This window comes from Nocardioides sp. WJ219 (assembly GCF_058559815.1).
The window spans coordinates 209634-223472 of record NZ_JBZUJV010000009.1; the positions used below are offsets into that span (position 1 = coordinate 209634).

General features: G+C 72.7%; 11 protein-coding genes. 6 read left to right on the plus strand and 5 right to left on the minus strand.

What is annotated here, in order from left to right; all coding sequences use genetic code 11:
• Positions 1-53: 53 nt before the first annotated feature.
• Positions 54-1253 carry an exonuclease/endonuclease/phosphatase family protein gene (locus AC4MBH_RS19185; protein WP_491796998.1) on the plus strand — a complete coding sequence of 400 codons (1200 nt, stop codon included), beginning with the start codon at positions 54-56 and terminating at the stop codon, positions 1251-1253.
• Positions 1254-1335: 82 nt separating this feature from the next.
• Positions 1336-2334, plus strand: coding sequence for an endonuclease/exonuclease/phosphatase family protein (locus AC4MBH_RS19190; RefSeq protein ID WP_491796999.1), 999 nt, complete (start codon positions 1336-1338; stop codon positions 2332-2334).
• Between the two features lie 13 nt (positions 2335-2347).
• On the opposite strand, the gene AC4MBH_RS19195 is transcribed toward AC4MBH_RS19190, so the two are convergent.
• The 5 genes from AC4MBH_RS19195 to AC4MBH_RS19215 are packed head-to-tail and all read right to left on the minus strand — an operon-like array spanning position 2348 to position 7971.
• Positions 2348-3454 (minus strand): glycosyltransferase family 2 protein, encoded by a 1107-nt coding sequence (locus AC4MBH_RS19195; RefSeq protein WP_491797000.1) that lies wholly within the window; start codon positions 3452-3454, stop codon positions 2348-2350.
• A 31-nt stretch (positions 3455-3485) separates the two neighbouring features.
• Positions 3486-4961 carry a phospholipase D-like domain-containing protein gene (locus tag AC4MBH_RS19200; RefSeq protein WP_491797001.1) on the minus strand — a complete coding sequence of 492 codons (1476 nt, stop codon included), beginning with the start codon at positions 4959-4961 and terminating at the stop codon, positions 3486-3488.
• Between the two features lie 37 nt (positions 4962-4998).
• Positions 4999-6114, minus strand: a complete 1116-nt coding sequence (locus AC4MBH_RS19205; RefSeq protein ID WP_491797002.1) for a hypothetical protein — start codon at positions 6112-6114, stop codon at positions 4999-5001.
• Positions 6115-6154: 40 nt separating this feature from the next.
• Entirely contained in the window at positions 6155-6388 is a 234-nt protein-coding gene (locus AC4MBH_RS19210; protein WP_491797003.1) for a DUF6752 domain-containing protein, read from the minus strand.
• Positions 6379-7971 (minus strand): LicD family protein, encoded by a 1593-nt coding sequence (locus tag AC4MBH_RS19215; protein ID WP_491797004.1) that lies wholly within the window; start codon positions 7969-7971, stop codon positions 6379-6381. The genes AC4MBH_RS19210 and AC4MBH_RS19215 overlap by 10 nt, the downstream gene beginning before the upstream one ends.
• A gap of 142 nt (positions 7972-8113) precedes the next feature.
• On the opposite strand from AC4MBH_RS19215, the gene AC4MBH_RS19220 reads away from it, so the two are divergent.
• The 4 genes from AC4MBH_RS19220 (at position 8114) to AC4MBH_RS19235 (ending at position 13835) form a co-directional block, all read left to right on the plus strand.
• A complete protein-coding gene (locus AC4MBH_RS19220) occupies positions 8114-9370 on the plus strand; it encodes a hypothetical protein (RefSeq protein ID WP_491797005.1) in 1257 nt (418 codons plus the stop codon).
• A gap of 138 nt (positions 9371-9508) precedes the next feature.
• Positions 9509-11395 (plus strand): alkaline phosphatase family protein, encoded by a 1887-nt coding sequence (locus tag AC4MBH_RS19225; RefSeq protein ID WP_491797006.1) that lies wholly within the window; start codon positions 9509-9511, stop codon positions 11393-11395.
• A gap of 153 nt (positions 11396-11548) precedes the next feature.
• Positions 11549-12748, plus strand: a complete 1200-nt coding sequence (locus AC4MBH_RS19230) for an acyl-CoA dehydrogenase family protein (RefSeq protein WP_491797007.1) — start codon at positions 11549-11551, stop codon at positions 12746-12748.
• A gap of 13 nt (positions 12749-12761) precedes the next feature.
• On the plus strand, positions 12762-13835 hold the full coding sequence (locus AC4MBH_RS19235) for a DUF2332 domain-containing protein (protein WP_491797008.1): 1074 nt from the start codon (positions 12762-12764) through the stop codon (positions 13833-13835).
• Positions 13836-13839 lie beyond the last annotated feature (4 nt).

A 13839-nucleotide genomic window follows, 5' to 3' on the forward strand; every position in this document is an offset into this window, starting at 1 on the left:
GGATGCGGCCGGCCCGGCGGGGGCGCGGCGAGGGTGCGGCTATCCTTCGCTGCGTGACCCAGCCCGAGCCGGACGTGGACCGGCCGTCCCACCGGCTGGACGCCCCGGGCCTCAGCACCGCCCTGACCGTCGTGCTCGTCGTGGCGCTGGTGCTGGCCGTCGTCGGGGTCGTGGTGTGGTCCGAACGCGCGGGCAGCGCCGAGACCGAGCCCGTGGCGGCGGGCGCGAGCCCCACCGAGTCGACGTCGACCCCCACGCAGACGTCCACCCCGGCACCGACCCCGCTGACACCGAGGCCGAAGCCCAAGCCGAAGCCCAAGCCGAAGCCCACCGCCCCGCCGACGCCCGAGGTCACGCTCCCGACCCTCGGCGAGACCGACGAGCGGTTGGCCCGCAAGGGGCTCACCCGGGTCCCCTCCGGACAGGTCGAGGCGCTGTCGTTCGTCGTCTCGTCCTTCAACGTGCTGGGGGCCAGCCACACCCGCGGGCCCGACCGCCGCCGGGGGTTCGGGAGCGCCGAGGACAGGCTGGGCGGCCAGATCGGCTTGCTGGACGACAAGTCCGTCTCGGTCGCCGGGTTGCAGGAGGTCCAGGGCCCGCAGGTCAACGGGCTGCGTGGGCGGACGGGTGACACCTGGGGGATCTACCCCGGTCTCGCCCTCGGCGAGCTCGCAGCCGACAACTCGATCATCTGGCGCAACGCCGAATGGGCGCTCCTCGAGGCCGCCACGACGCCGATCCCGTACTTCGGGGGACAGCCCCGCGCGATGCCGCACGTGCTGCTCGAGCACCGCGCGACGGGGCGCCGGGTGTGGTTCGGCAACTACCACAACCCCGCCAACAGCCGGGGTGACGCCTCGCGCTTCCGGGCCCGGGCGCTGACCATGGAGGCCGACCTCTCACGTCGGCTCTCGGCCGACGGGACGCCCGTGGTCATCACCGGCGACATGAACGACCGCGGCGAGTTCGCGTGCCCCTTCGCCCGCCAGAGCGGCATGGTCTCCGCCGACGGCGCCCGCGACGAGGACGGCCAGTGCCTGACGCCCCCGCGGATGAACGTCGACTGGATCTGGGGCACCCGGGACATGGCGTTCTCCGGGTTCCTGACCGACTACAGCACCGAGAACCGGAAGCTGTCCGACCACCCGATGATCACGGCCACCGCCACGCTGCCCGGCGTCGAGGAGCGTCCCGGGTGCACCTCGCGGATCACGACCCGGGGTGCGTTCTGGTACTGCCCCGCGGAGGGCTGACTGCGGTTCCTGGGACAGGTGGGACCAGAGTGCCTATAGTGAGGCGCTCCTGGCTCTCAACGCTTCCTCCCTGGAGTTGCTCATGGTCCCCCTCAGCACGCGCCCGACCACGCCACGCCGGCGGCGTTCGCTCCTGACCACGCCCGCGGTCTTCCTGCTCGGTGGTGCGCTCGGCGCCGTCGCGCTGCAGACCGTCGCCCCGGGCCGGGACGCCGACCCGGCCGGGTCCGCCCGCCTCGAGCTCGCCCCCGCCGCCGCGCAGCAGACCCGGGCACGGGCCGAGGAGCCGGCCACGGCGTTCCGGATCGCCTCCCTCAACGTGCTCGGTGACTCCCACACCGTTCCCGGCGGCAACCGGCCCGGCTGGGCCTCGGGCGAGCAGCGGATGGCGTGGCAGGTCGAGGTGCTGCGCACCGTCGGGGCCGACGTCATCGGCTTCCAGGAGCTGGAGAAGGCGCAGTACCGGACCTTCACCAGGCTGACCCGCGACGAGTACTCGATGTGGCCGGGCAACATCGACGGCCGCGGCTTCCTGCGCAACTCCATCGCCTGGCGCTCGGCGCAGTGGACGTTGCTCAAGACCAGCTGGGTCAAGGTGCCCTACTTCGACGGCGACCTGCTGCGGATGCCGGTGGTGCTCCTGCAGCACCGGACCACCGGGCAGCAGGCGTACTTCATGAACTTCCACAACCCCTCCGACAGCCGGGGGTCGGCAGCCAGGTGGCGCGCCCAGGGCCGGGTGCTGCAGACCGACCTGGTCAACCGGCTGCGCGCCTCCACGGGTCTGCCGGTGTTCTGGACCGGCGACTTCAACGATCGTGAGAAGGCCTTCTGCCACGTCACCCGGCGCAGCCCGATGGTGGCGGCGAACGGTGGCACCAACGCGACCGGCAGCTGCCGTCCGCCGAGGTCGATGCAGGTCGACTGGATCTTCGGCACCTCCGAGACGGCCTTCGAGGGCTACGTCGCCGACCGCCGCAAGAAGATCCGCCGCAGCACCGACCACCCGCTGATCCTCGCGACCGCCGTCATCCCGCCCGGCCTGACGCCGACCTGCCCGCCGCCGCCGGCCAACCGCTGACGCCGGTGGTGGGTCAGCCGCGCCGACGGCGCAGCGCGCCCGACGCGCGGCGTGCGTGGGCGCGGGCGGTCACCGCGAGCGGTGGCCGCACCGGCCGGGCGCCGAAGAGTCCCTGCAGTCGCTGACCCGCGGTGCCCGCGTCGTCGCTGGTCGGCAGGAACTGCCACTTGTCCTCGGTGCGCAGCAGCTCGAGCCGCTCGACCAGGGTGGCGTGGTCGGCAGCCGGCAGCACCGTGCGCGGGTGGGTGGGCCGGCGTACGTCGACCTCGACGAGGAGCCCGAGCCGCGCGAGCTCGTCGACGGGGTCCTCCATGTACCGCAGGTAGATCTGCTCCAGGTAGCGGGCCTTGGTCGCGGCCGGGAGGTCCATCTCCACCAGTGCCTTGAGCGCCTCCGCGAGCGGCATCCGCCACTTCCCGAAGTGCATGACCGGGCCGGAGGTGACCATCGAGGTCCACTTCCGGACGAAGTCGTCGCCCGAGTAGGACTCGTAGTGCAGCATCCGCAGGCCGGGGTCCTGGAGCACCGGCAGCCGGTGGTCGGCGCGGTCGGCCGCCTTGTGGATGCCCAGCCACATCTCGGCGCGGGGCCGGACGCCGACCTTGCCGGCGATGTGGCTGCGGTAGTAGAGCGAGTTGGTCGGCTCGTCGAGGAGCCCCAGCTGGTGGACGAGGTCGAGCTCGTCGCGGGTCAGCAACCGCTTGAACTGGCGCGGCTCGCCCTCGGGGTGCAGTCGGCTCACCACCTCCATCGGCTCCAGGCCCACCGCCTCGACCCGGTCGGGTACCGCGTCGAGCAGGGCGCGGTCGATGCGGACGACCTCGTCCGCGTCGACGTGGAAGACCCAGTCGGCCCAGGGTGCGAAGGCCAGGACCGCCTTGGCGAGGTTGGCGTTGACCCGCTGGCGGCGGTTGAGCAGCCGCGGACGCTCCCCGCGCCACCAGGACCGGTCGGTGACCACGACGGTCACCTCGGGTCGCGCCGCGAGCCACGCCTCGACCTCGGGCGCGCCCTCGTCGAGGAACATGATGAGGTGGTCCGCCCCGCCGGCGAGGTTGCCCTCGACGTAGCGCTGGACGTTGTGGAGCTGGTCCTTGACCGTGCTGACGGTGACGATCATCCGCTGGGCGGGGGACCGGTCGGAGCGGCGGTCACTGGTCGCGCCACTCCTCGCTGTCGATGCCGAGGCCGTCGTAGAGGAAGGGCTTGGTGATCACGACACGCCCGTTGGCCGTCATCTGGCGCGAGCTGCCCCCGAAGGCGAAGCCGTGGGTGTGGTTGCTGTTGACGTAGCCCCAGTTGTCGGCGTACTGGCGGTAGAGGCCGGCGCTGTCGACCTTGAGGACGAGCTCGTCGCCGTACTGGCCGCCGTCCTGGAAGTTGCTCGACCCGGTGACCACGAGCTTGCGGTCACGCTTGCCGGTGTGGTTGCCGTTGATCAGGAGGATCTTGGTGTGGCTGTAGAGGTCGATCTCGTAGTCGCCGTCGGTGTCGTAACCGGTGCTCCGGATCGGGACGTAGCCGCGACCGGTCCGGTTGGCGAAGGTCTCCCTCACCTTGCGACCGGCGAACCCGACCATGAGCCGGACGTCGCACCCCTGGGCGTAGAGCTCGCGGAACCGCTGGGCGAGCAGGTGCCCGCGGGCGCCGTCCCAGGCGTGCATGTTGACCCGGATGATGGTGCGGCCGGTGTCGGTGCGAGCGCCCGTGCACCGCACCCCCTGGAGGATGCGCATGATCGGGTCGCGCCGCGGGCGCCACTCGGTCCGCTTGGTCGCACCCTGCATCCGCGCGAACGGGAGCGTCCAGAGCTCGTACTTGCCGAACCGCTCGTGCTTGAGGGGGTTGGCCAGGACCTTGTCGCGCTTCATCTGCTGGAACGTGGCCGCCAGCGAGGAGTAGAGCGGGGCGGACCTGTTGATGGTGAGCAGGTCGTTGAACTGGTTGACGGCGCCGTTGGCCTTCATGTTCAGCGACCCGAGCATCACGGCGTTCTTGATCTCGCCCGTCTGGCTGAAGAGCACGAACTTGCTGTGCTGGACGTCGAAGTGCCCGCGACAGGCCGAGACGCACTGGTAGTGGAAGCTCAGCCGGCGCTTGGAGCTCTTCCACTTGCGCTTCTTGTAGCGGGGGCCGAGCACGCGGCGCAGGTCCTGCTGCGCGCCGGGCATCTCGTGGCCGTTGACGATGACCTGGACGGTGACGTTGCGCTGGTTGTAGGCGCGGATCAGGGCGTCGGAGACCGGACTGCGGTCGAAGGAGAACATCACCATCTTGATCATCGACCCGCGGCGGGCGTGGTTGATGGCGTCGACGACCCGGCGCTCGTTGCGGAACATGGCCGAGGTGGAGCTGCGGGGCACGTTGAAGCTCGCGCCCGGCGCGGGGCGCCAACCGGCCCGGCGCTTGCCGTCGCGTCCCTGGCGGTCCTTGCCCTGACGCACACCGTCGGCGACGGCGCTGGTGCTCGTCGCCGACGCCGCGGGGCCCGCAGCGGTGGCCCCGGGAGCAGGCGTCGCCACCGCGAGCAGGCTCACCCACAGGGTGGTCGCGACGACGGCGGCAGTCGCGGCGTGGCGGTGGGGCACGCGGCGCGGAGGGCGCGTCCAGGTCAGACGGTGGGTCACCGGACGACGATAACCCGGCACCGGCTCGCACCGTGGATCATCGATCCGAATCGCCGCTCCCGCTGGCCCTCCCGGCGCGCCAGCGCCGGGCGGCGCGGTGGAGCAGTCCGGGCGCCGCGGTGCCGTCGTCGGCACCGGGCTGGTCCCGGTCGCTCAGCTCGCGGACGTCTGCGAGCAGCGCCGCCACCAGGCGGGCGGCGGCGTCGACCAGCTCGGCGTCGGCGACCGACGAGGGCTCGCGGCCCTGCGTGAGGTCGTCGGGGACGAGCAGCGAGCCGAGGTCGCCGACCACCGGGTGCCCGCGCTCCTCGATGATCCGGACCGCCCGGAGGCTGCGTGAACGGCAGTCGTCGAGCAGGTCGGGCGGCAGCCCGAAGCGCTCGGCGGTCTGCGCGCGGAGCTTGCGCTCGGCGAGGTAGCCCCGGATCCACTCGCCCCGGTCGAACGGGGTCCGGAAGCCGTCGAGGTGGTGGTTGACGCGACGCAGCAGCTCGACCTCGACCGGGCCCAGCGAGGGGTTGGCGGAGTGCTCCGGCAGGTCGTAGTCGCCGTCGAGACCCAGCACGGAGGCGAAGGCGTGCCAGTGCGCGTCGGGTCGGGCACTGCGGCCGGGGACCGGGAGGACGTGCAGGCGCTCGGGCGGAACCGCGGCCCCCCAGCGCTCGAGGACGCCACCGAGGTCCCAGGTCTGCCAGCTGAACTCGGAGCCTGGGGGCGCGGCCGCCACCTGCCGGACGTCGCGGGTGCCGCCGTTCTTGACCATCTCCTGCCAGCCGGCCGCCAGCAGACCGGCGGCGTGTCGTGCGGTGACGATCACGTGCACCTCGCGGGCGGGCAGGCGCTCGACCGCGGCCCGGGCCTGGGCCGTCGTGGCGCCGCACAGGAACTCGTGCGTGACCAACGCGTCGCCACCGGGGGCGTCGTCGAGCTGGCGGCACAACCGCTCCCAGGTGCCCGGTGCTCGTTCGTGACGCGCCGCGAGGCCCGGCCGCTCCTGCACGTCGAGCGCCGCCCAGAGGTGGTCCCGGTGGCCGGTGCCGGGCAGCAGGAGCCCGTCTCGGAGCAGCGTGTCGCGGTTGCGCCAGACGATGTCCTGCAGGTAGGTGGTCCCGGTCTTGGGTTGGCCGATGTGCAGGAACGCGCGCCCGATCATGGCTGCGGCGTCGTGGTCGTCGTGGTGGTCCTGGTCATGGTCAGCGGGGCGGACGTCCCTCGGTGCTGACGCCGAGCCGGTAGCGCTCGATGATCTCGGCCACGCGGGGGTCGTCGCTCTCGCTGAGGGGGACGAGCAGCTCGGCGACCGCGTCGACGAGCTCGGCGATCCGGAGGTTGAGCTCGCGGCACTCCTGCACCTCGGCCTCCAGCACCTCGAGACGGCGGCGCAGGCGCTGGGGCGACTCGAGCAGTCGGCGTGGGGTCAGGTCCATCGGAACACCAATCGGCACAGGTGGGCGGGTGGGTCGGGCAGGGCCGGGTCGGCCGTGGGTGGCGGTGCGGCCGAGGACAGTCGGCGGTCGTCGGTGCTGCCGACGCGACGGATCCGCAGCCGGGCGCCGTAGCGCTCGGCCTCGGCGACGAACGCGTCGACGTCGAGGGGCGAGATCCCGGTGCGCGGGCCGGAGGGGTCGGGGGCCACGAGCGCCTGGACGTACAGCCGTCCGCCGCCGTCGAGGACGGTGCGCGCCATCCGCAGCAGGTTCTGCCGGCCGAGGGCGCTGGTCGCGTCGACGACGTGGCGCGCGGTCATGACCTTGGGACCGGGCACGTTGCGCAGCCGCGCGGTCGTCGCCAGCACCGACCGCAGCTCGGTCAGGTTGCTGGGCAGGAACGTGGCCGGCATCGCGCGCTCGACGGCGCGGTCGGCGAGCGGGGCGTAGGCCCGCGGCACGTAGTCGAACCCGTACGCCGGCCGGCCCCTCCTGGCGGCGTACATCACGTCGGCGCCGGTGCCGCAGCCGACGTCGATCAGCGTCGTCCCGGCGGGCTCGCGCCGGTGCACCCACTTGACGAACTCGCTGGCCGGGACCTTGGTGGTGGCCCGGGGCTGGCCCCAGTAGGGGTCCCAGACCGACTCCCGCCGGTGCCGCGTCCCCCGGAACCAGCCGTTGAGCCGGCGGGTGGTGGTGCGGGGGGTGAGGAACTTGAAGGCCGGGTCCGGCACCCGCCAGTGGGGCCCGTACATCGCCTCGAGCAGGCGCTCGGGCTGCGCCGGGGCCGGGAAGGTGCGGCCGGCGAGCTCGACCTCGCCCAGCGGGAAGACCCAGTCGGGGCTGAACGGCGTGCCGACCTCGCCCATCAGGTAGAGCTCGCCGGCGCGGAAGAACCCCGCGAAGACGTCGAGGCCGCGCAGCGTCCCGTCGGGCTCGGTGACGATGATCTTGAACGCCGCGCCGCTGTAGCGGGTCACGGAGTACCCGCGCGCGGTGAGGTTCCGCTGCAGGGCGAACGACTCGAGCATGACGTCGGCCGGGTGCTCGCGCCGGCTGACGTAGCCGAGGTCGACGTCGGAGTCGTGGCCGATGAAGTTGCGCTCCCGCACGGCTCCGAGCAGCGTGCCGTAGGCCAGGAACGGCTCGGCCCCGGCGTCCTGCAGCGCGGCGACGACCCGTTCGGTCGTGTCGAGCAGCGGCGCGAGCAGCTCGGGGGTGCGCGAACCGAACATCCGGACCAGCCGTTGGCTCTTGTCGAGGCTCAACGGGTTGCCCTTGACGTCGACGACCTCGATCCGCCCGGTGCCGGTGCCGAACGTCACCTGGTCGCGCCACAGCGGGGTGTCGCTCCCGTGCCGGACGAGGCTGAGCTCGGTGCGCCCGTCGATGTACGGACGCAGGCTCCGCGGCCAGGCCCAGGTGCGGCGTCCGTCACGGGCGGTGGTGTCGCGGATCGTCCAGAACGAGCCGATCCAGTGTCCGTCGAAGACCAGGTCGACCGGCGCGTCCGTGGTGGTCGCGAAGGAGATGCCGTCCTGGTCGACCACGACACGCGACAGCACGGCGGACGGTGCCCCCATCTACGTCGTCCCTCTCTCGGCCACCTGTTCTCCTCGGCCGCACGGGTTCCCGGCCGTTCGTCACTATAGGTGGGCGTCCGCGTCATGGGGCGGCCGCGTCTCCTCGGTCGGGTGGCCCGTCGTGCGTTGCTAGGTTTGGCCGGTGTCGATCCCTCCTCCCGCGCAGCCGCGCCAGGAGACGCCGCGCCTGGTGCTGCACATCGGGGCGATGAAGACCGGCACGACCTACCTGCAGAACGTGCTGCAGGCCAACGTCGCGACGCTGCGGGGCGAGGGTTGGTGGGTCCCGGCCCAGCGTGACGTCGTCCGGGCGACCCGTGAGGTCCTCGCGCTCCCGGGCGTGGCCGTCGGGGCCGGCGGGTCGAGGAGCGTGGGGCCGGACGACGGTCCGCCCGCGTGGGACGAGGCGCGCCGATGGGTCGCGCTCATGGACGACGTACGACGCGAGGCCTCCGCCCCGGGCATGCGCGGCGCGGTGGTGTCGATGGAGTTCCTCAGCTTCGCCCGGCCCGCCGGCGTGGCCGCCATCCTGGACAGCGCGACCGGGCTCGACGTGCACGTCGTGATGACCGTGCGCGACGCGGTCCGGGCCCTGCCGTCGCAGTGGCAGAGCCTGACCCGCAACGGCTACCGCACGTCGTGGCCCGACTTCGCGACCGGTGTCCGCGCCGTGATGCAGGGGCGCCCCCACGAGGCCGCCCGGCCGTTCCTGCGCACCCAGCGCATCCCGCGGATGGTGGACGCGTGGTCGACGGCCGTGCCGCGCGAGCGGTTCTCCGTGGTCACCGTCCCGACCCGCGAGCTCGGGCTGCCGGCCGACGTGCAGTGGCACCGGTTCTGCTCGCTGCTGGGGGTCGACCCCGGGCGGACGACCACGCAGGTCGCCTTCGACAACCCGCAGCTCGGGTACGGCTCGAGCGAGCTGCTCGTCCGGGTCAACTCCGCCCTCGGTCAGCGTCCCGCCGCCGACTACCGCAAGGTGATGCGGCGGCTGACCCACGAGCACCTGCTCCCGCTGCGGGAGCGCCAGTCGCGCCCCCGGCTCGACCAGGCCACCGCGCGGCTCGCCACCCGTCTCAACGCCCGCACGCTCGACTCGGTCGCCGGGGTCGCCACGCTGGTCGGCGACCCGGCCGAGCTGCCGACCGAGCTGGGCTCGGGCACCGACCTCGATCCCGGGGACCGGCCGGTCGAGGTCGACGAGCAGGAGGTCCACGAGGCGGCCGTGGCGCTGCTGCAGGGCGCCCGCCTCCTGTGCCGCGAGCGCGGGGTGCCGTTGACGGGCGAGCTCGCGGGGGCCGCCGCACCCGCGACCACGGAGGCCGCCGTGCGGCTGGCCTCGGCGGCCGTCGACGCGGCGATCCCCGCGGGTGGCCGCGATCGGCCGACGTCGGCGTGATCCTGTCGATCGGGTGCCACCCGGCCGCGGGTGGCTTACGATGCGTCTGCACCACGTGACACACCTGTCACAGGAGTTTCGGCAGTCCCTGCGGTTGCGGGGGCCCGCCCAGACCTGAGAGGCCCGACCTTGCTCGCCTTGACCCCCCGCCCCGCGGCTCGCACGCTGGCCGCGTTCGCGGCCCTGGCGACCACCATCGGGCTGATGGCGGCAGGCCCTGTCGCGAACGGAGCCGACCCGTCGTCCGGCACGGTCGACCTCAGCAGCAGCGCGGCACCGCAGCAGCGCAAGGTGCGGCAGCCGCTGGGCACGACGGTGTTCCAGCTGGCCTCGTTCAACCTGCTCGGGTCGGGCCACACCGACGACGGCGGGCCGCGCAAGAGGTACGCCGACTCCAGCGTGCGGATGACCCTCACCAAGTCGGTCATCGACGACGTCGGCCTGGACGTCGTCGGCTTCCAGGAGATGCACGAGAAGCAGAGCGTGATGTGGAACCGGCGCTACTCGCGCGGCTGGGGCCTCTACCCGGGCCGGCAGCTGGCCAACCCCGCCGGCCACAACTCGATCACCTGGCGCAAGGGCATGTTCGACCTGGTGCAGGCGCGCACCCTGACCATGCCCTACTTCAAGGGCCAGCCCTACCAGATGCCCTACGTGCTCCTGCGCCACCGCGCGAGCAAGCAGCTGCTGTGGGTCTCCAACGTCCACCTCCCGGCCAACACGCAGGGCGACGCGCAGAAGTACCGCGACGAGGGCGTCCGTCGGCAGGCACGGCTGATCAACCGTCTCCGTTCCGAGGCCCCGGGTGTCCCGGTGTTCCTGACCGGTGACATGAACGACCGCGGCAAGTTCATCTGCCCGATGCTGCAGCGCGTCCCGGCGCTCCGGGCGGCCAACGGCGGGTACGCCGACGCCTCCGCCTGCGAGCCGCCCCCGGCGATGAACGTCGACTGGGTCCTCGGCACCGCGCCCGCCGTGTTCACCGGGTTCACCGCGCTGCGGGACGACCGCGTCGCCAAGGCCAGCGACCACCCGCTCATCCTCGCCAACGCCCACATCCCCACGCGCCGCATGCGCACCTCGCCGATCCGCCACGTGGTCGTCGTCGCCGTCGACGGCCTCCGATCCTCGGCCGCCCGGCTCCCGGTCGACCAGGTGCCGTGGCTGACCCGGCTGCGCAAGCAGGGTGCCTCGACCCTCAACGCCCGCACGGCCCCCGAGACGCCGCTGCCGCTGCCCAACCTGACGAGCATCCTGACCGGACGCCCGGTGGGGCTGAGCGCGCAGGGCCACGGCGTCGCCACCGACGCCGACACCGGCACGACCGTGCACGACGCCGCCGGCCACTACGTCTCCAGCGTCTTCGACCTGACCCACAACCAGGGCATGCGCACCGGCTTCTACACCTCGCAGCCGCGCAGCACCCTGCTGACGCGCACGTGGGCCGAGGCCGGCGGTCGCGACCCCTACGGGCGTGACAACGGGACCAACAAGCTGAGCCTGGTGCGGGCGACGTCCTCCGATGCCCTGGCGACCAGCTGGCTCACCCGCGACCTCAGGTCGGCGACGCCGCCGGCCCTGTCGGTCGTCCAGCTCAGCGGGCCCGAGCTGGCCGGCATCGCGCACGGGTTCGAGAGCCAGGCCTACCGCGACGCCGTCCGCGCGACCGACGGCCTGATCGGTCGTACCGTCCGGACGGCTCGCACCCCACGGCTGGTGGGCAAGACGCTGGTGCTCGTCGTCGGCACGTCGGGCGGCACCGGGAAGACCAACGCCGACCGGGCACGGTTCACCAACTACCAGGTGCCGATCATGGCCACCGGCCCCGGCGTGGCTGCGGGCCAGGACATCTACCGGCTCAACCCCGCGTGGCGCAACCCCGGTGGCGCCCAGGGCCGCTACCGGGCCGGTGGCGCGGTGCTCGTCGGCTCGGTGGCCAACCTCGCGCTCGCGGCCCTGCGGCTGCCGGGCGTCCCGGGCAGCGGCGTCAACACCAAGCAGAACCTCTCGATCTGGAAGCGCTGAGCCCGACGTCCTCGTCGGCACGGGTCGCTACCGTCGTGGGTGCCGCGACCGCCCGGTGACCTATCTCACCGTCCACGAGCACGGACGGGAGGAGCCGCGCGGCTAGCGTGTGTGGCAACACTACTGGGCAGTAACCCACAGAGAGGGACGCCGATGGGCCGCCTGTGCGAGACCGACGGACTGACCGAGGAGCAGGAGCAGATCCTCAAGGCCGTGCGGCAGTTCACCGAGGAGAAGATCATCCCGGTCGCCACCGAGCTGGAGCACGCCGACGAGTACCCGCATGAGATCGTCGACGGGCTCAAGGAGCTCGGCGTCTTCGGCCTGATGATCCCCGAGGAGTACGACGGCCTGGGCGAGTCCCTGCTGACCTACGCCCTGTGCGTGGAGGAGATCGCGCGCGGCTGGATGAGCGTCTCGGGTGTCATCAACACCCACTTCATCGTCGCCTACATGCTGATGCGGCACGGCACCGAGGAGCAGAAGCAGAAGTACCTGCCGCGGATGGCGACCGGCGAGGTGCGCGGGTCGTTCTCGATGTCCGAGCCCGGCCTGGGCTCCGACGTCGCGGCCACCAAGACCAAGGCCGTCCGGGGTGACGACGGCGACTACACGATCGACGGCCAGAAGATGTGGCTGACCAACGGCGGCTCCTCCACGCTGATCGCGACCCTGGTCAAGACCGACGAGGGTGCGGAGTCGGTCTACAAGAACATGACGACGTTCCTGGTGGAGAAGGAGCCCGGCTTCGGCGAGACCGCGCCCGGTCTGACGATCCCCGGCAAGATCGACAAGATGGGCTACAAGGGCGTCGACACCACCGAGGCCGTCTTCGAGGGTCACCGGATCGGCGCCGGCCAGGTCCTCGGTGGCGAGCCCGGCAAGGGCTTCTACCAGATGATGGACGGCGTCGAGGTCGGCCGCGTCAACGTCGCCGCCCGCGCGTGCGGCATCGCCAACCGGGCCTTCGAGCTCGCGATCGCCTACGCCCAGCAGCGCGAGACCTTCGGCAAGCCGATCGCCGAGCACCAGGCGATCCTCTTCCGCCTGGCCGAGATGGCCACCAAGGTCGAGACCGCCCACGCGATGATGGTCCGCGCCGCCCGGATCAAGGACCGCGGCGAGCGCAACGACGTCGAGGCCGGCATGGCCAAGATGCTGGCCGCGGAGTACTGCAACGAGGTCGTCCAGGACTCCTTCCGCATCCACGGCGGCTACGGCTACTCCAAGGAGTACGAGATCGAGCGTCTCTACCGCGAGGCCGCGTTCATGCTGATCGGCGAGGGCACCGCCGACATCCAGAAGATGATCATCGGGCGGAGCCTGCTCAAGGACTACAAGCTCAAGGGCTGACACCCTGGTCCTCATGGACCTCGACGCCGCGTTCCGCGCCCAGGCCGAGGGCTGCGCCCACCTGGGCTCGCCGATGTACGCCGACCTGCTCACCCGGGTCGCCGACGCCCTGGCGGCCGGGGGAGCCGAGGCCGCGCCGTTCACCGCGGTGCTCGCCGGGCACGAGGACGCGCCCGGGCCCTCCGGACTGGCGCTGCGCCTGATGGGGTCGGTCCACCGCTTGGTGCTGGAGCGGCGGGCGGGGGCGCTGGCGGCGTACTACCCGAGCGTCGGCGGCGCGTGGGAGCCCGACGCCGCCTGGGCGGCGTTCCGCGACCTCGTCGAGCGCGAGCCCGAGGCCGTGCGGGAGTGGCTCGACCGGGCGCCGCAGACCAACGAGGTCGGGCGGTCGGCGGGGCTGGTGGCCGGGCTGCTCGAGATCACCCGGCACACCGGCCTGCCGGTCCGGCTGGCCGAGGTCGGGTCGTCGGGTGGGCTCAACCTGCTGGCCGACCGCTTCCGCTACGTCGACGGCTACGGGCGAGAGCACGGCGACCCGGCGTCGCCGGTGCGACTGGACGGCGCGTGGACCGGGCCCGGCCCGTGGGACGCGCCCTGGCCGACCGTCGTCGAGCGCACCGGCAGCGACGTGCTGCCGGTCGACGTGGCGACCACCCAGGGTCGACTGGCGCTGACGGCGTACGTCTGGCCCGACATGCCCGCCCGCCACGAGCGGCTGCGGGGGGCGTTGGCGCTCGCGGCCGAGACGCCGGTCGTCGTACGCCGGCAGTCGGCGCGGGAGCTCGTCGCCGGCCTCGACCTCGCCGACGGCACGGTGACCGTGCTGTGGCACAGCGTGATGTGGCAGTACCTCGACCGGGCCGAGCAGGACGACGTCGAGGCGCGGATCGCCGCGCTGGGTGCCACGGCCACGGCGGGTCGTGCGTTCGCCCACCTCAGCCTCGAGCCCCGCCGGCGGGCGCCCGGCGAGGACCACGTCTTCTGGCTGGTGCTGCGGTTGTGGCCGGGCGGGGAGCGCCGTTTCCTGGCCCGCTCGCGGGGGCACGGCGTGCCGGTCGACTGGCAGCCGGCGTCAGCGGACTCCTAGGCTG

Bases quoted from the DNA above. Each gene is read 5' to 3' on its own strand.
- AC4MBH_RS19235 (WP_491797008.1), top strand. From the start codon at position 12,762: ATGGACCTCGACGCCGCGTTCCGCGCCCAGGCCGAGGGCTGCGCCCAC.
- AC4MBH_RS19195 (WP_491797000.1), bottom strand. From the start codon at position 3,454: ATGATCGTCACCGTCAGCACGGTCAAGGACCAGCTCCACAACGTCCAG.
- AC4MBH_RS19190 (WP_491796999.1), top strand. From the start codon at position 1,336: ATGGTCCCCCTCAGCACGCGCCCGACCACGCCACGCCGGCGGCGTTCG.
- AC4MBH_RS19205 (WP_491797002.1), bottom strand. From the start codon at position 6,114: ATGATCGGGCGCGCGTTCCTGCACATCGGCCAACCCAAGACCGGGACC.
- AC4MBH_RS19230 (WP_491797007.1), top strand. From the start codon at position 11,549: ATGGGCCGCCTGTGCGAGACCGACGGACTGACCGAGGAGCAGGAGCAG.
- AC4MBH_RS19215 (WP_491797004.1), bottom strand. From the start codon at position 7,971: ATGGGGGCACCGTCCGCCGTGCTGTCGCGTGTCGTGGTCGACCAGGAC.
- AC4MBH_RS19210 (WP_491797003.1), bottom strand. From the start codon at position 6,388: ATGGACCTGACCCCACGCCGACTGCTCGAGTCGCCCCAGCGCCTGCGC.